This window comes from Bounagaea algeriensis (assembly GCF_054491375.1).
On sequence record NZ_CM137102.1, the window covers coordinates 1,561,030 to 1,584,563 of the forward strand.

The 23,534-nt window shown below is 70.8% G+C and carries 22 protein-coding genes; 8 read left to right on the forward strand and 14 right to left on the reverse strand.

From position 1 onward, the window contains the following. Window positions 1-19: 19 nt before the first annotated feature. Window positions 20-364, reverse strand: coding sequence for a hypothetical protein (locus tag ACVGV2_RS07125; protein WP_459165255.1), 345 nt, complete (start codon window positions 362-364; stop codon window positions 20-22). A gap of 629 nt (window positions 365-993) precedes the next feature. Beyond that, window positions 994-1,650 carry a hypothetical protein gene (locus ACVGV2_RS07130; protein WP_459165256.1) on the reverse strand — a complete coding sequence of 219 codons (657 nt, stop codon included), beginning with the start codon at window positions 1,648-1,650 and terminating at the stop codon, window positions 994-996. A gap of 441 nt (window positions 1,651-2,091) precedes the next feature. Between ACVGV2_RS07130 and ACVGV2_RS07135 the strand changes: the two genes are divergently transcribed. From ACVGV2_RS07135 to ACVGV2_RS07150, 4 genes are all read left to right on the forward strand, one after another. Further along, on the forward strand, window positions 2,092-3,066 hold the full coding sequence (locus ACVGV2_RS07135) for an alpha/beta hydrolase (protein WP_459165257.1): 975 nt from the start codon (window positions 2,092-2,094) through the stop codon (window positions 3,064-3,066). A 91-nt stretch (window positions 3,067-3,157) separates the two neighbouring features. Next, window positions 3,158-3,535 carry a TraR/DksA family transcriptional regulator gene (locus ACVGV2_RS07140; RefSeq protein ID WP_459165258.1) on the forward strand — a complete coding sequence of 126 codons (378 nt, stop codon included), beginning with the start codon at window positions 3,158-3,160 and terminating at the stop codon, window positions 3,533-3,535. A 198-nt stretch (window positions 3,536-3,733) separates the two neighbouring features. Further along, complete coding sequence (locus ACVGV2_RS07145; protein ID WP_459165906.1) at window positions 3,734-4,789, forward strand: threonine aldolase family protein; 1,056 nt, start codon at window positions 3,734-3,736, stop codon at window positions 4,787-4,789. A gap of 123 nt (window positions 4,790-4,912) precedes the next feature. Beyond that, the gene (locus tag ACVGV2_RS07150; RefSeq protein ID WP_459165259.1) at window positions 4,913-5,311 is read left to right on the forward strand and encodes a DUF2267 domain-containing protein; all 399 of its coding nucleotides are present in this window, start codon (window positions 4,913-4,915) and stop codon (window positions 5,309-5,311) included. A gap of 277 nt (window positions 5,312-5,588) precedes the next feature. On the opposite strand, the gene ACVGV2_RS07155 is transcribed toward ACVGV2_RS07150, so the two are convergent. After that, entirely contained in the window at window positions 5,589-6,428 is an 840-nt protein-coding gene (locus ACVGV2_RS07155; protein ID WP_459165260.1) for a sunset domain-containing protein, read from the reverse strand. A gap of 214 nt (window positions 6,429-6,642) precedes the next feature. Then, entirely contained in the window at window positions 6,643-7,155 is a 513-nt protein-coding gene (locus tag ACVGV2_RS07160) for a hypothetical protein (protein ID WP_459165261.1), read from the reverse strand. A gap of 224 nt (window positions 7,156-7,379) precedes the next feature. On the opposite strand from ACVGV2_RS07160, the gene ACVGV2_RS07165 reads away from it, so the two are divergent. Then, window positions 7,380-7,814, forward strand: a complete 435-nt coding sequence (locus ACVGV2_RS07165) for an FHA domain-containing protein (protein WP_459165262.1) — start codon at window positions 7,380-7,382, stop codon at window positions 7,812-7,814. Window positions 7,815-7,823: 9 nt separating this feature from the next. On the opposite strand, the gene ACVGV2_RS07170 is transcribed toward ACVGV2_RS07165, so the two are convergent. After that, window positions 7,824-8,633 (reverse strand): thioesterase family protein, encoded by an 810-nt coding sequence (locus ACVGV2_RS07170; RefSeq protein WP_459165263.1) that lies wholly within the window; start codon window positions 8,631-8,633, stop codon window positions 7,824-7,826. A gap of 216 nt (window positions 8,634-8,849) precedes the next feature. Between ACVGV2_RS07170 and ACVGV2_RS07175 the strand changes: the two genes are divergently transcribed. Next, window positions 8,850-9,671 carry a DUF4389 domain-containing protein gene (locus ACVGV2_RS07175; RefSeq protein ID WP_459165264.1) on the forward strand — a complete coding sequence of 274 codons (822 nt, stop codon included), beginning with the start codon at window positions 8,850-8,852 and terminating at the stop codon, window positions 9,669-9,671. 12 nt (window positions 9,672-9,683) lie between these two features. Here the strand turns inward: ACVGV2_RS07175 and pdxA are convergent, their stop codons facing one another. From pdxA to ACVGV2_RS07205, 6 genes are all read right to left on the reverse strand, one after another. Further along, window positions 9,684-10,679 (reverse strand): 4-hydroxythreonine-4-phosphate dehydrogenase PdxA, encoded by a 996-nt coding sequence (gene pdxA, locus ACVGV2_RS07180; RefSeq protein ID WP_459165265.1) that lies wholly within the window; start codon window positions 10,677-10,679, stop codon window positions 9,684-9,686. Between the two features lie 2 nt (window positions 10,680-10,681). After that, window positions 10,682-11,875 (reverse strand): four-carbon acid sugar kinase family protein, encoded by a 1,194-nt coding sequence (locus tag ACVGV2_RS07185; protein ID WP_459165266.1) that lies wholly within the window; start codon window positions 11,873-11,875, stop codon window positions 10,682-10,684. Window positions 11,876-12,419: 544 nt separating this feature from the next. Beyond that, entirely contained in the window at window positions 12,420-13,019 is a 600-nt protein-coding gene (locus tag ACVGV2_RS07190) for a hypothetical protein (protein ID WP_459165267.1), read from the reverse strand. 364 nt (window positions 13,020-13,383) lie between these two features. Then, window positions 13,384-13,938, reverse strand: a complete 555-nt coding sequence (locus ACVGV2_RS07195; protein WP_459165268.1) for a TetR/AcrR family transcriptional regulator — start codon at window positions 13,936-13,938, stop codon at window positions 13,384-13,386. A gap of 35 nt (window positions 13,939-13,973) precedes the next feature. Then, complete coding sequence (locus ACVGV2_RS07200) at window positions 13,974-15,179, reverse strand: MFS transporter (RefSeq protein ID WP_459165269.1); 1,206 nt, start codon at window positions 15,177-15,179, stop codon at window positions 13,974-13,976. 138 nt (window positions 15,180-15,317) lie between these two features. Beyond that, entirely contained in the window at window positions 15,318-16,997 is a 1,680-nt protein-coding gene (locus ACVGV2_RS07205) for an acyl-CoA dehydrogenase family protein (protein WP_459165270.1), read from the reverse strand. Between ACVGV2_RS07205 and ACVGV2_RS07210 the strand changes: the two genes are divergently transcribed. Continuing rightward, window positions 16,996-17,127, forward strand: coding sequence for a hypothetical protein (locus ACVGV2_RS07210; RefSeq protein WP_459165271.1), 132 nt, complete (start codon window positions 16,996-16,998; stop codon window positions 17,125-17,127). The two genes, ACVGV2_RS07205 and ACVGV2_RS07210, sit on opposite strands and share 2 nt — an antisense overlap. A gap of 176 nt (window positions 17,128-17,303) precedes the next feature. Here the strand turns inward: ACVGV2_RS07210 and ACVGV2_RS07215 are convergent, their stop codons facing one another. Beyond that, complete coding sequence (locus ACVGV2_RS07215) at window positions 17,304-18,503, reverse strand: amidohydrolase (RefSeq protein ID WP_459165272.1); 1,200 nt, start codon at window positions 18,501-18,503, stop codon at window positions 17,304-17,306. Between the two features lie 107 nt (window positions 18,504-18,610). Then, a complete protein-coding gene (locus tag ACVGV2_RS07220; protein ID WP_459165273.1) occupies window positions 18,611-20,023 on the reverse strand; it encodes an MFS transporter in 1,413 nt (470 codons plus the stop codon). A gap of 154 nt (window positions 20,024-20,177) precedes the next feature. On the opposite strand from ACVGV2_RS07220, the gene ACVGV2_RS07225 reads away from it, so the two are divergent. Continuing rightward, window positions 20,178-21,200 carry an Lrp/AsnC family transcriptional regulator gene (locus tag ACVGV2_RS07225; RefSeq protein WP_459165274.1) on the forward strand — a complete coding sequence of 341 codons (1,023 nt, stop codon included), beginning with the start codon at window positions 20,178-20,180 and terminating at the stop codon, window positions 21,198-21,200. A 29-nt stretch (window positions 21,201-21,229) separates the two neighbouring features. Here the strand turns inward: ACVGV2_RS07225 and ACVGV2_RS07230 are convergent, their stop codons facing one another. After that, window positions 21,230-22,894, reverse strand: a complete 1,665-nt coding sequence (locus tag ACVGV2_RS07230) for a BCCT family transporter (protein WP_459165275.1) — start codon at window positions 22,892-22,894, stop codon at window positions 21,230-21,232. Between the last annotated feature and the right edge of the window lie 640 nt (window positions 22,895-23,534).

Genomic DNA, 23,534 nt, shown 5'->3' on the forward strand with positions numbered 1-23,534 from the left:
GCGGGACTGATGTCGCGGTTCACCGCACCGTTTCCGGTTCGGGAGTCGCGGACGGGACTTCGGAATGGTGGATGGTCACCGCGGTCAGCGAGTCGAGGCCGGACGCGGGTTCCTCCGAGGGAGGTTGTTCCTGTTCGGTCGGGCGATCATCCTCCGCGGTGGCCGCCTGCGTGTCCCGCCGCGTCTCGTCCGCTGCCGCAACGCCCTGTTCGGGGATCGTGCTTTCCTCCGCGTCGGGCCGTTTCCGGGCCGGTTGCGAGGTATCGGCGGTACTCGTGGCGCGGCCGATCAGGGAATACAGGCTTGCCGCCGTGATCGGGATGAGCCCGGCCAGGATGACGATCACGATATCCACCGCAGCCACTTCGCCTTTCACCTCACTTCGGCCAGTCGTCGTGTTCACGGGAGCACCCGACGCGATGGCGTGATCATTCGTTCGTGATCACACTGGTTCATCGCGGCGGGGAAGGGGAGTGTTACCGAACTTCGTTGGCCCGTACGTGGATTCACCGTCGAGGCGTTCTCTGGACAGCACGGGGCAGATCGATGTTGCAGGGTGGTGTTCAACCACCGCAGCACACACCGAGATCCGTGAAACGTGAAAGTGGTATCCGTTGGAACGGTCGGCGAAGGCCGGAACGGTTCCCACTGTGCCACACGGCAATGCGTTGTGCCACCGGCGGGTGCGTTGATTCGTGGCGGATTGCGCGGCCGACCTGGGTTGTGAGCGCATCGTGACTAAATTGTTGCGCTTCGTGCTGGCGAATTCGCGCGCGCTGCGGGAGCAGTAGTGTACTCCCTCCCGTTCGGACGAAAAGTGTTGAGCTGTAAGGACTTTCGTCCTGTTTTCGGGACCGCCGGTCGGGGGTTCGCTCTCGGGACTCCGCCCGTCGGAAGTGATGCGAGTCACTTAGTCTGGGTTCGCCACCGGCGGCCGACCGGCGCGCGTTCCGCGGTGCGTGCAGTGGCGCGCACCGCGGAAGCCGTCCGGATTCACGCCGCGGTGCACAGCCCGTAGGCCGGCTGGCTCGGCGCCTCGCTGGGCTCCTGCTCGGGTTCGGTGCAGCCGGTGCGGGCGAACGTGCCGCCGGCCTCGAGGTAGGTCTCCCAGTACTGCGGGGCCTCCGCGAAGTTCGGCTCCATCGTGCTCTGCCGCAGCGCCACGTCCGGCCGGTCGTTGTGGTCCAGCGACACCAGGGCCGCACCGCCCGCGGCGCCGAGGACCTCGTCGGTGACCTCGATGCCACCGTTTCCGGTGAGCAGCAACGACTTCGCGCCGCTGGAGTGCGCCCCGGTGTCGTAGGTGATCGCGCAGCGCTGCGCGTCGTTCTCCCAGCCGCAGGCGGCATCGGTGAGCCGCTCGTACTCCAGCGTCGCCGCGTCCTGCTGCACGCCGTCCGCGTAGTAGGCCAGGTGGCTGTTCAGCGAATTCTCCGACAGCCAGCCGACGAGGCGGGCGTTGTTCGGCAGGTCCAGGTCCACGACCCGTTCGCAGTCCGGGCCGCACTGCGGTGGCGGGGTGACCGCGCTCGTCCCGGCCGCCGGTTCCGCCGGGGCGGTCCCGACCGCGCCCGCGATCGGCGCGCACACCGTCGTCAGCGTTCCGGCCATGACCAGCCCAGCGCCCGTGGCGAATGCGCGAAAACGCATGCTGATCCTCCTTCAACCGGCTCCCCGGTCGTCGTTCTGCTCTGCTCTCACTCGCGGAGACGGGTTGGAGATCACAGGGGTTGCCCGCGGCGCGCGGTCGTTACCGTTTCGTGTCCGAACCGGCGCTCGGCGTCAGCGAGCAGCCTACGGTGTCGGGTGCTCATCCAGGAGGGATGATCACTCCAGGAGGGCAATCCTCCCGTTCCGGGTTTTCCACTGGAATGGAGCAGTCCGCGGGGTCCGGCTATTTCCGAATTGCATTCGGTATCGTGGTGAGGTTGAGAGGCGGCCGCCGCTGAGCTGGTGCCCGGGGACACGCGGACCGATCCCGTCCCCGGCGGAAGACGCAACACCATCTCGTAGTATTCGTGGCCCGGTGCGGCCGCCGCGCGCGAACAGGGCGAGAGCATCGGTGGCGGCCACTGAGAACGGGAGGTCCTGGTGAACCGGCGGCGTTTTCTGCTCGCCGCGTCCGCGGCCGTCGTGGGCGGCGGCGTGGCGCTGGGCCTGAACCGGACCTCCGCCGAAACCAGCGGAACGCTGCGCATGAACGTTCCCATGCGCAGCGACATCCTGGACATGGACGTGCTGCACACCGTGTACCTGCCGCCCGACCACTCGGCGGAGGACGGCCTGCCCGTCGTCTACCTGCTGCACGGCGGCACCACCGACGACAACACCACCTGGGCGCGCTCCGGTGAGCTGCAGACCACGCTCGACACGATGATCTCGGCCGGCCGCATCCCGCCGATGGCCGTGCTCTGCCCCGACGCCCGCCGCGACCCGGCCGTGCTCGCCGACCGGCAGCAGCGCACCTACTACATGAACGATCTGGACGGGCGTTTCCGCTGGGAGGACATGTTCGTCCGGGAGTTCGTCCCGAAGCTGGAGGAGCGCTACGGCATCGGCGGGCAGCCGGCCAAGCGCGGGATCTCCGGTTACTCCATGGGCGGCTACGGCGCCCTGCTGTACGCCACCCTGTACCCCGGGATGTTCGCCGCGGCAGCTGGCTTAAGTTCCTCGCACCGCACCGACGAACAGCTCATGGAGATGTCGCAGGAGGAGTACGACCACCTGTTCGGCGCTGCCTGGGGCTACGGTCTCGAGGGCTCGGAGCGGTTCAACGAACACGAACGGCACTACAACCTCGTCGACATCATCCACCGCACCCCGCCGGAGCAGCTGGGCAACACCGGTTTCTACCTCGACGTGGGCAGCAGCGACGAGCACGCGCTCGTCGCCAACACCGAGCTGCGCGAAGCCTTCACCGATCAACGCGTCGACCACGAGTTCGTGACGCACCCGGGTGCGCACAGCTGGGAGTTCTGGCGCGGCGCGCTCAGCCGCGTGCTCGAGTTCATGGCCCACCGGTTCCCCGACTCCACCACCGGCAGCTTCCTGTTCGAAGGGCTGTGACGCGCGGGCTGCGACGCGCGAGTGGTGGCCGGACGGCCGTCTCGCCGGCAGGCCGCGGGAACTCGGCACGTGATCGGCGCGTTGTCCCCGTATGACACCCGGTGACCGCTTCGGCGCCGTCGATCAGGCGACGGCCCGCGCCCGCCTGTCCGAGCAGCGCGCGGAAACCGGCGCGCGGATCGACGGGCTGCAGCGCAACGTGACCTCGATCATCGAAACCTCCGAGTGGGGCACCCACGACGACGAGCACGACCCCGAAGGCAGCACGCTCGCCTTCGAACGCGCGCAGTTGCAGGGGCTGCTCGACGACGCGCGCCGCGAGCTGAGCGAACTCGACGAAGCTGAGCGACGCCTGCAGGCCGGCACCTACGGCACGTGCGAACGCTGCTCCGGCGCGATCGGGCCGCAACGCCTCGAGGCGCTGCCGGCTGCGCGCAAGTGCGTTTCCTGCGCCTCGGCGCGCCGCTGAGCCCGCACCGACCGGTGGGCGGATGCCCGGTTCGCACCGTGCGGTGGGCCTCGGCAGCTGCTGTTCCGCAAGCAGCAGCGGCTGTTCCGCACGTGGTGGTGGTCGCCGCAGGTGGTGCACGGCCTAAGCTGGAGCGGCAACGGCAGCGGCACACGCCGGAAGGAGAACGTCGTGACCTCGGCCCACCCGTCCTCCGCGATGCGCCACGACCCGCAGCGCTGCGAGTTCGCAAGCGACAACTACTCCGGGATCCACCCCGAGGTGCTGGCGGCGATCCAGCGGGCCAACGGCGGACACCAGATCGCCTACGGCGAGGACGCCTACAGCAACCACCTGGGCGAGGTCTTCCGCGCGCACTTCGGCCCCGATGCCGAGGTGTACTGCGCGTTCAACGGAACCGGGGCGAACGTCGTCGCGCTGCAGGCCATGACCGAGCGCTGGCAGGCGGTGCTGTGCGCCGAGGGAGCGCACATCAACACCGACGAGTGCGGTGCGCCCGAACGGATCGGCGGGATGAAGCTGCTGCCCGTGCCGAACGGGACCGGCAAGCTCCGCCCGGACGACATCGACCGGTGCACCGCGGACGCCGGCGACGCGCACCGGGCGCAGCCGGCAGTCGTGTCCCTCACCCAGCCCACCGAGGGCGGCGCCTGCTACACCCCCGAGGAGCTGCGCGCGCTGTGCTCCCGCGCGCACGAGCGGGGCATGGCGGTGCACGTGGACGGCGCGCGACTGCCGAACGCCGCCGCCGCGCTCGACGTGGGCCTGGCCGCGCTGACCACGGACGCCGGTGTCGACGTCGTGTCGTTCGGCGGCACGAAGAACGGGACCATGTGCGGCGACGCGGTCGTCGTGCTGACCCCGGCAGTCGTGCGCGGAGTCGACTACCTGCGGAAGTCCTCGATGCAGCTGGCCTCGAAGATGCGCTTCCTGTCGGTGCAGTTCGAAGCCCTGCTCGCCGGCGACCTGTGGTGGCGAAACGCCCGGCACGCCAACGCCATGGCGCGCAGGCTCGCGGACGCGGTGCGCACCGTGCCCGGTGTGCGCCTGGTGCGCGAACCCGAGGTGAACTCGGTGTTCGCCGTGCTGCCGGGGTCGGTGGCCGAGCGGCTGCAGAAGCGCTTCCGCTTCTACACGTGGGACGAGCGCACCCGCGAGGTCCGCTGGATGACGACGTTCGACACCACCGAGTCCGCCGTGGACGAATTCGCCGCCGCGCTCGCCGAGGAGGTGGGCGCCGAGGAGGGGCAATAGCCGCGTTGCGGGCGCTGCGCCGGGGGGAGGTGTGGCCGAGCGCGCCAACGGGTAACAGCTGGTGGGCTCGGCCGGTGCGCCGAGCAGGAGACGTGTCCAGCCGCAGCGAACGGAGGTTCGGTGATGACGCTGCCGAGCGACCACAGCGAGGACATGCAGCGCTTCCTGCAGCAGGTGCGCGAGGAGGCGGGCCTGTCGTCGGCGCAGGAAGCCGAGCGGCTCGCGCGTGCGACGATTTCCGCGCTGTCCGAGGCGGTGACCTCCGGGCAGGCGAACGAGCTCGGGGCCGGGTTGCCGGAGGAACTCCACTTCGAGATCGGTGCCAGCACCGGACAGGCGGAACGGTTCGATCTCACGGGGTTCCTCGACCGGATCAGCGGTGAGATCGACACCGTGGACGGCGATGAGGTGCAGCGCGAGGTCCGCAGCGCTCTGCAGGTGGTGCGCGACTGGGCGCCCGAGGGCGAGATCGACGACACGATCGCGCAGCTGCCGAACAGCCTCGCAGAGCTCTTCCGGTAGTTCGATCCCGCGCTGCTCGCGCGCGTCCGCAGTGGACGGTTGGCGTTCGACGCTCGGGTCGATCAGCGGTATCCGGACGAGTTGACCGAACGACCGCTCGCCGGTGAACTCGACATCGGACGGTGCCGCGCCCGGCTCAGAGCGGGCGCGGCGGTCGTTCGGCGGCAGAGCACGGGCATCGGCCCGGTGCAGCTGCCCGGCCGGCGGGCGGGGGCGGTTGCGGGTTGTTCGGTCCCCGCTGCGGAGGTGGCCCCGCAACCGGTGCGCGATCGCCGGGTCAGTTGTTGTTCTGCAGCCGCTTGTGCCACGGCGAGAACCCCGCCTGCTCGGCCTCGGAGACGCTCCGGAACCACACGGTGGCCTTGGTGCGCTCGTAGTACGGCGACTGCATGGTGTGGTAGCGCTTGGAACGGACGTTGCCCTTGATCCGGTGGCCCTTGTCCGGGGACCGCCCGTCGGATTTCGCCCACACGGCGCCGGGAAACGGGTGCTGGCCGTTCCCGTCCGGTTCGGGCTGCGGTTCGGCGGGGTGCACCGGAGCGGTATCCGGGGCGAACGTGCGCTGCTCGTCGGGCTCGGACTCGGGCTCGCGGGGAGCGGGTGGCGCGACGTGCGGCCACTCACCGGTCCCGATCCCGTTGCCGCCGGCGTTCTCGCCGGGTTCGGCGCGTCCGCGCTCGTGCGAGGCGGGTGGGGCGGTGGCGGTCTCCGCCGGGTCCGGAACGCGCGCGTGCTCGGCGGGCACCAGCGTGATCTCCGGGATGTGGTCGCTGGTGCGCAGCAGCGTGACCGAGTCGTCGCTGCAGCGCCGGTGCGACCGGGGCGCCGGCGCGTCCCCGTCCGACGCCTTCACCGGCAGGGCCCGGGGGCGCACTGCCGGCGGCGGGTGCACCGCCCATGCTGCGGAACCGTGCACCGGCGAGCGCCGCATCGGACGGCCGAGCAGGACGTCGGCGGCGAGCGTGCCGGCGGCGAAACACGCGGCCAGCACCGTGAACAGCGGGAGGCCGCCTCCGGCGAGTGCGGTGCACACCACCGGTATTCCGACGGCGGTGATCGTCCACAGGAGCCACTGCCGCCGGTCGGCGGAGGGCGCCCGATGTTTCGGCTTGGACACGAAACCACCCCGTAGTCGTCCGCGAGATCGTTGATCGGTTGCAGGCGCTTCACATCACGAACAGAGGCGCTCAGCCACTCGAGGTGCCCTGGACAGGTGACGAACGGGGCGAAGATTCATCCGCGTGAGTGATTTGTCGGGCTCACCCGCTGCGGACGGATCCGCGGCGGGTGAGGGCGTGCGGCAACCCGCGGAGCCGCCCGCGCCGGAGCGCTCACGACGCCGGCAGCGTCTGCGGTGACGAGGGCGCGGCACGCGTGCATTCGGCGCACGCGGGCCAGCCACGCGGAACCGACTCGGGAGCCAGCGGCCCCCACCCGAGGTGACCGCACAGCGCCTGCACCACGCGGTAACCGTCGAGCCGCCCCTCGGGGGCGTCCGGGCCGACGAAGTGGATCGTGTGCTCACCCCATAACGCGGTGGCGTAGCGGCCGGTGGGGGAGATGCGCGCGCGGGCGGGGTAGGTGGTCAGCTTGGAGCGCGTCGAGGTGCCCACGGTGGCCTCCCTGTCGCCGTCACCGCCGAGCGCGGCGAGCATGCAGGTCGAGCACGGAGCGCCGACGAACCGCGGCACCACCTCCGCCTCGTGCGGCGCGATCTCGTCCCCGCAAGCGGCGCGCCAGACCGGTACCGTCGTGCTGCCCTGCTCCGGCACTCGGTAGGCGTGCACGGCAGGCGGAGACCCACCGCTGGTGGGCCGCCTGCGGCGGGCGAGCACGACACGCATCCAACGACCTCCGGATCAGTACCCCCAGCGGAGTAACACCAAGTGCTGAGGTATGACGGTAACCGGAGCGATCGCAGCACCCGCGCGCTGGTCCCGCCGGGCGGCCGCCGAGAGCGGGCCGTCTCGCCGCGGCGGCGCGCGACTTCCTGGACAGACCACCGCACGCCGGGTTTCCTGGAGAGATAACCGGCGTTCTCGGACTTCACGTTCCTTCGGAGTGCACCATGCCTGGATTTCCGTTTCCCGCGGGCGCGCAGCGCGCGCACCCGCACGCCGAAACGCCCGGCGGGCCCGCACGCGTCAGCGAAGTCCCCGACGCGGCGGCGACCGCCCTGCCCGCGCAACGCGCGGGGGAGGAGCACACCCCGGCACGGCTGGTGATCATGCGGGGATCCGACGCGGGCAGGACCCTCGACCTGAGCGGGGAGCGCGTCGTGCTCGGCCGCCACCACGACTGCGACCTCGTGCTCGACGACACGACCGTATCGGCTCAGCACGCCGAGATCTCCCGCGAGGCGGACGGACACTACCGGATTCACGACGTCGGCTCGCTCAACGGCGTGTTCCTCAACCGCAACCCGGTCACCACCGCCGAGCTGCACGACCGCGACGAGCTCTGGATCGGCAAGGTCCGGTTCATCTTCGAACAACCGCGGTGACCGGGCCGGTCACCGCGGCCGCACCAGCAGCGCCTGCGCACTGTTGCCGACCTGGCCGTGCGCGTCGTGCACCACCGACATCGCCGTGCCCGCACCCTCCGGCCCGATCACGGTGTTCGCGTCCAGCCCGATCCACTCCCCGGCGGGCGGGCGCTGGACGTGCACGGTGAGCTCGGTGTTGATGAACAACCAGCTGCGCATGTCGAGCCTGCTGGAGACGCCGCTGGCGGAGTCCACAGCCGTCATCAGCCGCTGCAGCGGCGTGGGATCCTCGCCCTCGACGAGCGGGACCCGCTGCCGCATCCACACCTGCGCCGGCCCCGGTTCGTCGAACTTGCCGGATGCGTAGGACCACTCCATCGCCGCCAGGTACCCGGTGACCGGCTCCTGCTTGCGCGGACCGGTCCCGGGGGCCAGCGGCGCGGCCGCGCCCGCGCTCTGCGAGGCCGTGTCGGTGCGCGCGAACCGCCACGCGCTCGCCCGCGCCACCGGGCGCTCGGCGGTGCTCAGCGTGGCGGTGAGCAGCTGCACCGACCTGCCGGGGCGGGAGACCTCGGCCGTGATCCGCAGGTCCGCGACCGGCACCGGGCCGAGGATCTCCACGGTGATGCGCCCCAGCAGCGTGCCGTCCTGCGGCTCGCAGTTCTCCAACGCGCGGGTGAGCAAGGCGCCGGGAGGGCCGAAGTGCTGCGCATCCGGTGACCACGGGCCGACGGTGTGCTCGGTGGAGCGCACGCGCCCTTCGCCGAGGAGTTCGTAGAACGCCTCCACCTCAGGTGTCCTTTCGCCGTGCGGATCGTGCCGCCGCGCGGTGCGCACCGCGCGGCGGCACGATCCTAGACGCCGGATTCCCGCAGGCGGAGATCCCCGGACTCGATCCCCGGACCCCGGAGTCGTCGAGCGCTGGCAGCGGTTCCACGAAGGGGTGAGGTCGGGGTCCCCCGTGAGCCCGCGCTGCTGGCGCGCCCCGCGGTGCGGGCATCGCAGTGCTACGTTCAATCCGATGATCCAGTCCAGCGGCAGCCCGGAGGCAGCATGACCGAGCGAACTGCGCCCGCCGAACAGCACCCCGAACCGGAGCAACCCAAGCCGGGCATGTTCCGTCCGGATGTGGACATCCACCAGCCGCAGCGGCAACGGCGCTGGACCGTCCTGCTGCGACTGCTGCTGCTCGTGCCGCACTTCATCGTCGTGAGCGTGCTCGGCATCGCCGCGTTCGTCACGGTCGTCATCGGCTGGTTCGCCGCCTTGTTCCTGGGCCGACTGCCGCACTGGATCTCCGGGTTCCTCGAACTGTTCATCACCTACCAGGCCCGGGTCAGCGCTTCTTCGATGCTGCTGGTGGACACCTACCCGCCGTTCGTCACCGACGAGCCCGACTACCCGATGCGCTTCGACATCCGGCAGGGCCGGCTGAACCGGTGGACCGTGTTCTTCCGCGGGATCCTCGCCATCCCCGCCGGTTTGCTCGCCTCACTGCTCAACTACGGCTGGGGAGTGCTCGCGTTCTTCTTCTGGCTCATCGTGCTCGTCGCGGGGCGCACGCCGCGGCCGATCTTCGACGGCGGTGCGGCGGTACTGCGGTTCCAGTTCCGGCTGCAGGCGTACACGTACCTGCTGACCGGCACCTACCCGCGGCGGTTGTTCGGCGACGCACCGGCCGTGCCCGCTCCCGGCGCGCGGGCGCAGGGCACCCGCCCGCTCGTGCTCGGCAAGGGCGGCCGCGCGCTGGTCGTCGTGTTCATCGTGCTGGGGGCGCTGGCGTGGATCGCGCAGAGCACCACCCAGGCCGTCTACGGGCCGGAGCAGCCGCACCGGTACGAGTACGAAACCGTCCAGCACGTGCCGGGCGAGTGAGCTCCGAACCGTTCACCGCGCAGCTGCGGAGAGTTCGGCGGCCTGGCGCAGCGCCTCGACCATGCTGCGCACGTCCGCCTCGCCGGTGCCGGCGATGTCGAACGCCGTTCCGTGGTCCACCGAGGTGCGGATGACCGGCAGCCCCACGGTGATGTTCACCCCGGCGTCGATGCCCAGCACCTTCACCGGGCCGTGCCCCTGGTCGTGATACATCGCCACGATCAGGTCGTACTCGCCGCGGGAGGCGAGGAAGAACGCGGTGTCCGCGGGCAGCGGGCCGTGCGCGTCGATCTCGTCGGCGCGCAGCTGTTCGAGGGCCGGGACGATCTTGGCGTCCTCCTCGCCGCGTCCGAACAGGCCGTTCTCGCCGGCGTGCGGGTTGATCCCGCACACCCCGATGCGGGGCCGGGCGACGCCGGACCCGCGGATGGCCCGGTGGCCGCGGCGCACCGTCCGCTCCACCAGTCCCGGTTCGATCCGCTCCACCGCGTCGAGCAGTCCGAGGTGCGTGGTCACGTGCACGACCTTGACCGAAGACGTGGACAGCATCATCGACACCTCCTCGACACCGGTGAGGTGCGCCAGCAGTTCGGTGTGACCGGGGAACTGGTGCCCTGCGGCGTGCAGGGCCGCCTTGTTCAGCGGCGCGGTGCAGATGCCCTGCACTTCGCGCTCGGAGGCCAGTTCGGCGGCGACGCGGACGTACTGGTAGGCGGCCTCGCCGGCCTCGGAGGAGACCTCGCCCCACGGCAGGTCCGCGGGCAGCAGGGCGAGGTCGAGCACGTTGATCCGACCGGGGGCGAACACGGCGTCGGCGACCGAGTCGACGGCGACCACCTGCGCGTCGCGGCCGATGAGTTGCGCGGCGGTGCGCAGCCGCTGCGCATCGCCGATGACCACGGGACGGCACTGCGCGGCCGTCGCGGGGTCGAGCAGCGCACCGACGGTGACCTCCGGACCGACGCCGGCGCCGTCGCCCATCGTGACGGCGATGAGGGGAGTGGTCATGTTCAACCTTCCGTCGCGGGACGTAGTGCGGTGGCGATGCGTGCGAGGCTGTCCGCTCCGCCGAAACTGCCGGGGCGGGTCACCACGGAGGTGCCCGCGGGCGTGCGGCTGTGCACAGCGCCGTGATGCACCTGCCCGACAGGGGTGAGGGCGGTGACGCCGAGCGCGTCGAGCACCCGGCGGGCGGTTTCGCCGCCGGTGAGCACCAGGTCCACCGGAACCGCTGCGGCGCGCACCGCGCGGCTCGTCGCGGCGGCGAGAAGCTGCACGATCTCGCGGGAGCGCGCCGGGTCGGTTCCGTCGGGGGCGTGCAGCATCAGCGCGACCGGGCGGTGCCGCAGCGCCTGCGCGATCCGCTCGGCGGAGTCGGAGCCTGCGAGCAGGTCGGACACGTCCAACGGGAACCGCTGCACGTGCGGACCGAGTCGGCGAACCTGCTCCGCGGCGCCCGCGTGGGCCGTTCCGATGACGAACAGCAGCGCGTGCTCGGGGTTCGGCGCGCTGCGCGGGGAAGTTTCCGAGGTGTTGAAGCGGCGGCCGAGGGCTGCAGCAAGACCGCCGGAGCCGACGAGCCGGACTCCGGGCACGTCGACCGCCGCACCGGAAACGGCGTCCACATCGGACTCAGTTTCGCCGTCGCAGACGGGAATCTCGCCGGCTGCAACGCATTCGCGCAGCACCTCCGGCAGTCCCGTCGAGCGCACCGCGGAGAGCGGGACGGTTCGGCAGCGTCCCGATGCGGTCGCAGCGGCGACGGAGGGCGGCGGGGAAGTGCCCTCGGCGGCCCAGGACTGCGAGTGGTGCAGTGGCACGCCGTCCACGTGCAGCACCCCGTCGCGCACGGTGCGGCCACCGGCCGGCAAGGCGGGGGCGAGCACGACTGGACCGTCCACCGCGGCCAGCATGGCGGCGGGGTTGCCGCGCAGCAGCGAATCGATCTTGACGAAGGCCTGCCGTTCCGGGTGCGTTCCGAGCGCGGCACGAACTGCGCTTTCGGCCGCGGCGGGCGAGCAGTAGCGGCAGTCTACATCGGACACCAATAGCGGCGGGGGCGAGTGCGCGTGCTGCGCGGGATCCACGGCACCGCAGCGGGGTCCCGTGCGGGCCGGGGTGGACAGGTCGATGCGCGCCGTGCCGAACCCGGAAAGCAGGGCGGCGGCGGTTTCGGCGGCGCCGGACAGATCGTCGGCGATCACGCGCAACCGCGGCTCCGTCGGGTTCGCGCGAGACGCGGAGGGTGCGGAGGACCCGGTGTTCGCGGGGTGCGCGGACGCGGCTGTGCGGCGGAGTCCGTCGTGCATCTCGCGCCCCTTCGGTTCCACTGCTCATCGTGCCCGAAAGCGGTGACCCCGTCGGCGGTGGCGCACGCGCGGTGCGCACCGGACGAGGGGCGCGGAACACGCTACTGCAATTGCGCACGACGTGCAATCGAGGGCAGCGCCGCGGACGGCACCTCCGCGATCTTCAGAGTTTGTCCACTTCGGACTCGAAGATGCACATCCGAGGGAGGAAAGTACTGGTGTTTCGGAACTTTCAGCGAGCAATCGCTGTCCTGACGGCGTTGTTCGTCCTCGCGGGTTGCGCGAGCGCGCAGGCCGCGCGCCGCCACGTCGGCTCCACCGCGGTCGCCGGGCACGGGACGCCGCGTACGGCGACGTCCTCATCGCCGAAGCGGCCCGCACCGCGGTGAACGCCTGCGGTGAGTTGTCGGTGGGGCGGTGAGTTGTCGGTGGGCGGCGTTCAACCGCTGGAGGCCACGCCGGAATCGCCGGAGGCCTCCGTCTCGCCGCCATCGGTGGTGGCGGTGGCGCTCGCCCCGTGCGTGTTCGGATCACCGCCGGCCGGAGGGGGCGGGATCGAGCCGGTGAAGTGGATGTTCACCGCGGGCGGCCGGGCCGTCGGTGCCGTGCCCTGCGCCATGACGACCCGCAGGTTGCGCGCTCCTTCGGGCACGTGCAGGGACGTCGTGTCCCGCGTTGTCTCCCCCGGAACCAGGCTCGCCTCGTTCTCCCCGCGGCTGCTGAGCTGCACGGTGGCCGGGCCCCGGTCGGTGCCGTAAGTGCGTACCCCGACGTCGGCCAGTTCCAGGTCGCCGTGGTTGGTGACGGTGGTGGTGACTTGCAACACCGGGCGCCCGGCGGCGTCCTGCACCCACCGCGGTTGGGCCGCGCTGAAGAACAAGCCCTGCTCGTTGTCGACCGTTTCGCCCCAGTTGCGCACTTCCGTCGGAGTTTCGGTGGCCCCGGGAGCGTGGTCGGCCGGGGGCGGTTGTCCGGCGGTGCACCCGGATACCACGAGGAACGCCGCGGCGAACGCGGTGGACATGAAAATCTTGGACATGGAAGTATCTTTCGGCGCGAGCCTGCGGGCGAAAGCTGACGCGCCAAGTATGCCTGCTCCGAACTCCCGAGGAGCACGCGCGGGGCGGATTCGCTGCCTGCGGCAGCCGATCCTGCCTCCGGCGCGGTTCGGGCCGGTCGGCAATCCGATGGTACTGGCGCCGAGCCGGAACACCGGTGGAGTCGCACGTCCGCCTGCAGCGACGGGTGGGCGCAGCGCAGCGTGGCTGGTGTTGCACGTGTGAACAGCAGAGCTCTGTTGTGTAGCTGGGTCCGTGTCGCTGCTCGATGTCGAGCACCCGGAGCGAGAGCCGTGCAGGAGGTTCCGCCACAAGAGGTCGCACGCAAAACAACCCAACAAAGTCCTACTGCTCCTGCTGGCCTGTTGCGGTGATGCGGGCGATGGCCTCGCGGGCCAGGGCGCGGTCGTGGGGTTCGCGGTCCAGGGCGCGGTGCAGGGCCAGGCCTTCGATGAGGGCGGCGAGCTGGCGGGCCGTCTCCGGGTCGAAGTGCCTTTCCAAGTGGCTGCGGCTGCGTCGCGTCCATTCGTGGGTGAGTTCCCGGTAACCGGGTTGGCGGGCGGCGAGGGTGTACAGCTCCTGGGTGAGGACCAGGTCGCGCTGGTCCTCGGACAGCGCGTGGACGAGGTCGGTCACCGCCTCCGCGGCCTGTTCGCGATCGGTCGGGGCGGTGAGGTGGGCGTCGAAGACGGCGACGATGCGCTCGGCGAACCTGGTGAACGCCTCCCGGAGCAGGTGCTCGAGGCCGGTGAAGTGGTAGGTCATCGAACCCAGCGGGACACCGGCACGTGCGGCGATCCTGCGGTGCGAGGCGCTGGCGATGCCCTCGTCGGCGATGAGGTCGAGGGTGGCCGTGATGATGCGCTCGCGGCGCTGCGGGTCGGCGTGTCCGGTGGCCATGGCAACGGGCTCTCAGAGCGGTTCGGGACTGCCGCTCAGTGGCGCCGAGTCCGCAGCACGCCGGCGAGCAGCAGGGCCAGCAGGCCGGCGAACGGCACCACCAGCAGGCCCGCGCGAAGGCTGGCGGCATCGGCGACCATTCCGACGACCGGCGGGGACAGCACGAATCCCAGGCGCATGAGCCAGGAAACGATCGTCAGGCCCGAACCGGGTTTGAGGCCGGGCAGCTCATCGGCTTCGTGCATCGCCGCGGGAACCAGCGTCGCCACCCCGAGCCCGGCCGCGGCGAAACCGAGGATCGTGCCGGGCACCGTGGGCACGGCCAAGGACAGTCCCATGCCGACTGCGGCGATGAGGCCGCCCGCGCGGACCACGGCGCGCTGGCCGAACCGGTCGACCAGCCGGTCGCCGAGGAGCCGGCCGACGAACTGAGCTCCCACCAGGGCCACGTACCCCGCGGCCGCCAGCGCCCCCGCCGCGTGCAGCGAGGTGGACAGGTAGAGCGTGGCCCAGGAATTGCCCGCGTCTTCGACGAGCGTGCCGGCCGTGGCGATGACGACGAGCGCCGCCAGCACGAAGACCGTGCGCAGGCCGGGCGTTGCGCGTTCCGGTCGCTCCGCGCGGGTGGTGCCGGCAGCTCCTGCGCTCCGTTCCGGGTCGAGACCGGGCAGGCAGAACCGCCAGGCGATACCGGCGGCGATCGCGAACACCACTGCCGAGATCGCCAGGTGCTGGCCCCGCGAGAGGTCGAGCGAGATCGCCGCGGCAGCCATGGAGCCACCGGTGACGGCACCGATGGACCAGATGGCGTGCAGCGAATTGATGATGGAACGCCCGTAGCGCCGTTGCACCCGCAGTCCGTGGGCGTTCTGCGCGACGTCGGTGACCGCGTCCATGGCTCCGGCCAGCAGCAGCGCTGCCGCGAACAGCACCACCGAGTCGGCCAGGCCCGCTGCGAGGATGCCCGCCCCGGTCAGCACGGTGCTGGCAACTGCCACGTGCGCCGACCCCCACCGGCGTATCAGCCTCCCGGCCGTCAGACCTGCCGCGATCGCGCCCACCGGAAACGCCACGACGGCCATTCCGTAAGCGGCGTTGCCGATACCGAGGTCGGCCTTGATCTCCGGGTACCTCGGCACGAGGTTGGCGAACAGCGCCCCGTTGGTGAAGAACAGCACGGCAACGGCGGCGCGTGCTCGCCGTTCGGCCAGGGCGGGCCGGTCCGCTGCGTCAACAGGCATGCGCGGCACCCTACCGCCGAAGCGGACGAACGTACACTCTTCGTTCCGCCGATGCCGCGGAGGCGGCGTTGGCGGATTCGGAGCAGCGCACGGTGCCCCCCTTCGGTGGCGCGGGGGCGTGCGCAGGTGCCCGGTGCGTTACTCGTCCGGCGGTGGAACGTCGCTGCCGTCGACCAGCTCGCCCAGGTGCGCCAGCGCGCGTTCGTGCGCGGGGGCGGTCGGTGTTCCGAGGAGTTGCTCGACGTAGGTGGCGGCTACGACTGCCGTGCGACGGCCCCGTCCGGTGGCGGATTCGTAGGCGGCCTGTTCGAGCAGCAGGGAGGCCATGACGGTGTGCGTCAGTGCTGCGGCGTAGGCGCCGATGCGCGCTTGCTGGTTCCGGCGGTCGTCGGCGAGCAGTTGGTCACCTTCGAGCGCGAGAGCCCCCCAGCGTTCGACAACGGTGTGCACGGGTGCTTTGACCTGCACGTCCTCGATGGTTCGGAGACGGCGCAGGTAAGTATCCGCGAGCAGGCGGTGGGCCGAATCCTGGCGCATGCAACGCAGGACGTCGAGAGCGATCACATTGGACGATCCTTCCCAGATCGAGCCCAGGTGGGCGTCGCGGAGCAGGCGGGGGTCGACCCAGTCCTCGACGTAGCCGTTGCCGCCGCGGATCTCCATGGCTTCGCCCGTCACGGAGCGGGCCCGCTTGCACACGGTGTGCTTCGCCAGCGGGGTGAGTACGCGCACGAGCCGGTGGGCGTTCGCGTCGCCGGCATCGGCTTCGTCCAGGCGCGCGGCCGACTCGAGCACCAGGCTCAGCGCCGCCTCGGCGTCGAGGATCATCGGCAGCAGGGTCGCCCGCATCAACGGTTGATCGAACAAGGCCTCGCCGAAGACGACGCGTTGACGGGTGTGTTCGACCGATTCGAGCACGGCGCGGCGCATGAGCGCGGTGGAGCGCATCGCGTTGGACAGGCGGGACACGTTGAGCATCTCGGCCATCTGATGGAAGCCGCGTGTCAGCGTGCCGACGGGGCGCGCGTAGGCCTCGTCGAGGGTGACCTCACCACTGGCCATCGACCGGGCGCCGAGCTTGTCCTTGAGCCGGTCGATGCGGTAGCCGTTGCGGCTGCCGTCCGGTCGGAGTCGCGGGACGAGGAACATGCCGAGTCCCCGGGTCCCCTCTCCCTGGCCGGGTACGCGCGCCAGGGTGAGGATGATGTCGGCCGAAACGTTCGAGGCGAACCACTTGTGCCCGCGCAGGGTCCAGTGCGTGCCGTGGTCGACGGCTTCGGTGCTGGTCTGGGCGATGTCGGTGCCGCCCTGCTTTTCGGTCATGAACATCGCGCCCGTGGCGAGGCCGTCCACGCTCGGTGAACTCAGCGCCGCGATCTCGTCCGCGTAGTTCTCCGGGTCGAACAGGCGCAGGACGCGGGCGGCGGAGTCGGTCATCGACAGCGGGCAGGCCACCCCGAACTCGGCCTGGACGAAGACGTAGGACAGCGCGTACTTCACGGTGTGGGGTACGGGTGTCGGCCAGCCCAGCACACCCGAGCGGTGCGACATCGCCGCCAACCCGAACCGTTCGAACGCCACCTGCGTCAATCGGGCGTAGGCGGGGTGGAAGTCGACTTCGTCGATGCGTTCGCCGCGAGCGCTGTACTGGCGCAGCCGCGGCGGGTTGGCGTCCGCGGTGGCGGCGAGCTCGTCCAGTTCGCCGGCGGCCATCGCCCCGAGTTCGGTCAGCACCGGGGTGATGCGCGCGCGGTCCTCAGCGGACAGGAAGCGGTCGAGCAGGCGAGGCAGCGCGGGATCTTGCTCTGCGAAGTTCATGAGCCCCTCCTCCGGTCAGGCTTGCGAGGTGGACGTGGTCGTGGTCGGCTGCGCGGTCGAGGAGGTCCGGCCCCGGCTGCTGCGGCGGATCAGCGCGAGATGCAGACCACTGTGGCAACAGCGACTGTGAGCTGTCCAAGATTAATCTGCGGGATCGGCAGTACCGGACCGCCGCAGCTTCGCAAACCACACCGGTGAATCGGTGACCACGTGACCCGCCACGTCGGTGGCGCAGCAGGGGAGTGCCGTTCCAACGGCGCTGTCAACGGATTCGTACCGAGAGGGCGGGCAGAGGTCCATGCAGCGCTACCTCCCGTGCTGTGCTCGGCGTTCGGCGACGCCGTTCAACAGCCGGAACCGCTGTTCATCGCACGTGGCCGCCTCCGCACCGGTCAGGGCGAGCGCGAGGGCGCCGTCGAGCGCGGCCCGGTCCGCGCTCCCGCTCGTTCCGCACCGGGCGAACGCGCTCGTGTGCTGGAGCGCTCCGCCGGTCTCGTAGCCGATCGTCGGGTGGATCGAAGGCAGGTGGTGGGAGACGTTGCCCATGTCGGTGGAGGCGAGCACCTCCCCTCGGCGCTCGGTGACTTCGCGGCCGAGGGAGCGCGCGGCGCGGAGGTACGCATCGGTCAGGTACGGGTCCTGCCGCAGCTCGGCGAAGTCCCGCCCGTGCGGGTCCAGCTGCAGTTCCGCACCGGTGGCCAGGGCGCCGGCCTCGAAGCAGGAACGCACGCGCTGCTGCACCTGGTTGAGGTGTTCCACGGTGGGGGCGCGGACCTCGTAGCGCGCGCGTGCACGGGCGGGGATGACGTTCACGGCCTGACCGCCTTCGGTGACGATGCCGTGCACCAGCGCGCCGCCGGGCAGTTGCTGCCGCAGCAGTCCGACGGCGGTGTGGGCGAGGGTCATCGCGTCCAGGGCGTTGACCCCCTCCCACGGGGCGAGCGCCGCGTGCGAGGGCTGCCCCTGGTAGGTCAGGTCCCACGCCCCGATGGCCAGGGAGGACGCGCCGACGCTGTCCTCCGGGGCGGCGTGCACCATCATCGCGGCGGCGACGTCGTCGAAGGCGCCCGCCTCCAGCAGCGCCACCTTGCCGCCGAACTCCTCCTCGGCGGGCGTGCCGAGGAGCTTGACAGTCGCGCCGAGCTCGTCGGCGACCGCGGCGAGAGCGATGGCAGCGCCCACCGAAGCGGCGCCGTTGACGTTGTGCCCGCAGGCGTGGCCGAGGCCGGGGAGGGCGTCGTACTCGGCGCACAGGCCGATGACGAGCTCGCCGGTGCCGGCGGCCGCCGTCAGCGCGGTGGGCAGCTCACCGACTCCGCGTGTGACGTGAAAACCGGCCGAATCCAACAGTTCCGCGACCTTCGCGGCGGACCGATGCTCGCACAGGGCGAGTTCGGGTTCGGCGTGCAGGCTGTGGCTCAGTCCCACGAGCCTGTCGGACCACTCCGCGACCGCCGACGCCATGCGCTGGCGGACGGGGTCCTCCGCACGGGGTGCGGTGCTCATGTGTTCTCGCTCCTTCTCCTGGGGTGCTTCAGCGATCTCCCCGCCGCCCGGTCGCCGACGCGTCACCGCTGGGGTGTCGCGCGGCGCGGCCGCTGCCGGGTGCGCGGTCAGGTACCGGCTCGTTGGCCCGCTGCCGCGAGCCGTCGAGGTGCGCCGCCGGGCGCCGGGCGCCGGTAGCACAGGGCGAGAGCCCCGCCCAGCACGCCGAGGAGGGCGCACGCGGTCCAAGCCCACAAGTAACCGGAGAGCTGCACGTGGTTGGTGCCGGGCGCGGGATGGGCGGCGAGGACGGCGCTGATCACGGCGGCGCCGATGGCCGCGCCGAGCGAGAGGGACAGCTCGTTGATCCCCACGGCCAGCGCGGTCTGGTCGTCGTCGACGACTTCCGAGGAGAGCGTGCGCGTGATCGACTCGAACAGGCCGGTCGCCAGGCCGACGACGAGAGCTCCCGCCAAGTACTGGCCGAGGGTCTCGTGGAAGATCGCCATGCTGGTGAAGCCCGCTGCGGTGAGGAGGCCGGCGGAGGCGAGGACGGCCCGATCCCCCACCAGTCGGGTCAACCGCGGTGTCAGCGTTGAGCTGACGAAACCGGCGATGACGACGGCCAGCGCGACGGCGGCGATCGTCCGCGGCCCGAGTCCCATCCCGTAGTGCGCCTGCGTCGGGGAGGTGTCGAGGAACGTGGCGTTGGAACCGAGGAAACCGATCGTGCCGAAAGCGGCGCAGAAGGTGCAGCCGCTGACCACGGCCAGTCTGCGGTTGCTCAGCAGTCTCAGACTGACCAGGGGGTGCTTGGCGCGGCGTTCCACGAACACCCAACCCACCAGTGCGGCCGCGCCGCCGGCCGCGGTGCACACCGAGAGCGGAGCGGACCATCCCCACTCGCCGCCCCGGGTGAGGACCAGCACCACCGACCCGAGCCCGATGGTCAGCAGCACCGCAGGCACCAGGGGGAAGCGACCACTCCGCGCGGAGCCGCCGTCCGGCAGCAGCAGTCCCGCGCACAGGGCCAGCAACCCGATGGGAACGGCGGTCCACAGGCCGGCTTTCGCATGGCCCTCGCTGAGCATGCCGGCGACCAGGCCGCCGACGCCGATGGCGACCAGCAGCACGCCCACCAGCAGCGCGATTCCGGAACGGTTCCGCTCCGGTGCCCGGTGCTTGAGGATGCCGGCGAGGAACGGGAAGAACCCGACGACGCAGCCCTGCAGGACCACGCCGACCGCCAGCGTCACCGTCGTCGGCAGCGCCGCCATCAGCAGGGATCCGGCGGCGACCGTCGTCAACGCCGCGAGCAGCAGCCGCCGGTGCCCGTACAGGTCGCCCAACCGCGACAGCAGCGGCGTCATCACCGCGAAGGAGAGCTGCGCCAGCAGGTAGATGTTGGTCTGACCGACGCTACCGATGTGCAGCTCGCTGCCGAGGGCCGGCAGCAGGGGAGTCAGGTAGCCCTGAACGATGCCGCTGAACAGCACCACGATCACCATCGCCGTGAGCATCCCCGAACCGGTCTGCGTCACGCGGGGACGCAACGGGTGCGTCCGGACTCCCCGCCCGTGCGGGATCATGGCCTCACCTCGTCTTCTGCCGCTGCTCCAGTGGTGCGGGTTACTGTGCGACGGCCACGCACAGCTGTGCGGAATTTGCGGGGAACGGACGCGCACACGGGGTCTGATGCGAGAAGAGGACACGCCTGCCAGGGCGAGTGAACTGGATCTGTCGCTGGTGCACGCGCTGCAGCTGCGGCCGCGCGCCTCCTGGTCCGAACTGGCGCCGCCGCTGGGAGTGACGGCGGGAACGCTGGCGCGCCGCTGGGAGCGGCTGCGCGGCGCTGGACTCGCGTGGGTCTCCGCGGCGCCGGGACGCGGTTACTCGCGCAGCCGCTGCACGGGGTTCGTGCTGCTTCGCTGCCGCCCCGGCGCGCTGGAGCAGCTGACGGCCGAACTCGCCGGTTGGCCGCAGGTCGCCACGGTCGAGGTGACCTCCGGCGGCGGGGACCTGCTGCTGGACGTCCTCATGCCGGACTTCCCCTCCCTCGGTCGCTTGCTGACCGAGGAACTGCATCAACTCGAGGGCGTGACGCAGGTGCTGTGCATGTTCGCCACCTCGCTGTACGTCGAGGGCAGTCGCTGGCGGCTGCGCTCCCTCGAGCCGGCGCAGCAGACGGCGCTGCACGAGTCCGACACCTCCGCCGAGGGCGGGCCCGGGTTCGTGCTCGACTCCGTCGACCGCGCGCTGCTGGACGAGCTGGTCCGGGACGGGCGGCTGACCTGGGTCGAGCTGGCGCAGCGCACGGGTACCAGCACGGCGACCGCGCGGCGCCGGCTGCGTCGGCTGGAATCATCGGGCGTCGTCGCCTTCCGCTGCGACGTCGCAGCTCCGCTGGCGGGACGGCCAGTTCCGGTGTCGTTCATGGCGAACGTTCCGGCTGCCGACGTGGCGGCCGTGCACCGGGTGCTGACGCGGCTTCCGCAGTGCCGGGTGGCAGCGGCGGTGACCGGACCTGCCAACGTCCTCGCCACGTTCTGGGCGCACGACCTCGGCGACGTGCAACGCCTGGAACGGTCCGTGTGCAGCCAGGTCCCGTCACTTGCCGTGCAGGACCGCATCATCGGCCTGCGCACGGTCAAGCGCATGGGACACCTCCTCGACTCCGAGGGGCGGCACGCCGGGACGCAGCGGTTCCGCCCGTGGTAGCCACTCCTCGGATCCGGAACCACAATTCGTCAGACCGTTTCGCCCTCGGAGCGATCCGGCGCCCCGGCCGTCGCGACCGCACCGCGATCCCCAGCCGAGGAGGTCGCGTGCTGCGACGCGTCGTCGCGCTCGTCGTCCACGCCCGGAGACCGAGCATCCCCGTCCGGACCGGCACCGCTTCCGTCCACTGAGGACTCGTTCTCCTCCGTCGGGGACGGGTGGTCCTGTCCGGAGGGCCCGTTCTCCTGCCTGAGGGTTTTGCAGAAGGACACGCAGGCGATGATCAGGATGATCGCGAACGGCGCTCCGATGAGCACCGAGGCTTTCTGGAGCCCGCCGAGGCCGCCGGAGAGCAGCAGGACGGACGCGACGCCGACCAGCAAGACGCCCCACAGGAGTCGGACCCAGGTCTTGGGGTTCGGGGAGCCACCGGTGGACAGTTCACCCAGCACGACGGTTCCGGAGTCCGCGCTGGCGACGAAGAACATCCACAGCAGCACCAGCGTGGTGATCGACAGCAGAACGGGCAGCGGGTACTCCTGGATGAAGACGAACATGCCGGCCGCCGGGCTCTGCTGCACGGTCGTGGCGATGTCGGCGGCCTGCCCGCCACGGGCCAGCGACAGCGCAGCCCCGCCGAACACGGAGATCCAGATCATGCTGAGCACGCTGGGGACGAGAACGGTGGCCGCGACGAACTCGCGGATGCTGCGTCCGCGGGAGATGCGGGCCATGAACAGCCCCACGTACGGCGCCCAGGCGATCCACCAGGACCAGTAGAAGACGGTCCAGCTGCCCATCCACTCCGTGTGCGGGCTGAACGCGTCCAGCCGGAAGCTCATCGGGACGAGGTTGGTCAGGTAGTTGCCGACGCCTTCGGTGAAGACGTTGAGCTGCGTGATGGTCGGTCCGACGACGAAGTAGAACACGAGCAGCAGCGGGGCGACGAGCATGCTGGTGCTCGCGAGCCACTTGATGCCGTGCTCGATCCGCGTCGACGCCGAGATCATGAACGCCACAGCCGTGATCCCCATGACCACGAGCTGCATGAACACGCCCGTGGGGGCTCCGAACGTCTCACCGAGCCCGGCCGTGATCTGCAGACCGGCCTGCCCCAGGGCCACGGCGATGCCGAACACCACCGCCAGCACGGCCAGGACGTCGATCGCCTTGCCCGCGGGGCCGTCGACGCGGTCACCGATCAACGGGCGGAAGATGGCGCTGAGCAGTCCCTTTTCACCCTTGCGGTGGCTGAAGTACGCCACGGCCAGGCCGGTGATGGCGTAGATCGCCCAGGGGTGCAGCCCCCAATGGAAGAACGTGTACTGGATGGACACGCCAGCGGCCTCGTCCGTACCGGCGGGTGCGAGGTCGAAGGGCACGTCCACGTAGTGCGACAGCGGTTCGGCCAAACCCCAGAAGATGATGGCGGGCCCCATTCCCGCCTGGAACATCATGGCGAACCAGCTCGGGCGGCTGAACTCCGGCTCGTCCTCCTCCTTGCCGAGTTTGACCCTTCCGTACCTGCTCACACCCAGGTAGACGACGAACACCAGCATAACGCTCGCCGCGAGCAGGAAGAACCAGCTCAGGTTCGCCACGACACCGTTGAACAGTCGATTGGTGACGGACTGGAAGTTCGCCGGTGCCGCCACGCCCCACAGGACGATCAGCGACGTCGCCGTTACGGACACGGCGAAGACGGTTCTGCTCGTCGTATGCTTCGGTTTTGGAATTTGCATGGGAACCACGATCTTCTGAGGTTGGAGACATGCGAGTTCGGCGGATACTGCCGACGGTTCAGGGCCGCGGTGCCCGATACGGGCAGCCAACGTGCCGTTGAGTCACTGCGATTTCCGCGCTTTCGCGCGAACGATCCGGCAACTCCGCAGGTGTCCAATCCGGACACTTCGCGACCGCGTTCGGCGAAGGTCCTCGTTGACCCGTTTGCAGAATCAGCGCCACTCGCTGGTGCGACGGATCGCCTCGGCTGCCTCGCGGGGCGCCTCGCACCGCTGGTGCGAGCGAGCTCGGGCACGTCTCGTCGACAGCTGCGGCAGCGACGTTCGGAACCACCGTCGTCAGCAGCGGCACCGCCGAGCCGCCGGCGATCCGCAGGCCTCGTCCACCGGCACGTTCAGGCGATCCCGGAGACACGTGCGCGTCGCGCGGTCTCCGCCCTTCGAGGTCGGCATCGCCGGGCGGTGTTCGATCGGCACGCCGCAGAACGGTGCTGAATCCTGTTCAGCACGATGGACGGGCAGGAGCGTTCGTCGGTGAGCTCTCCGCCTTCGAGATTGCACTCCGGTGCACGGCACCCCCGCAGGAGGCAAC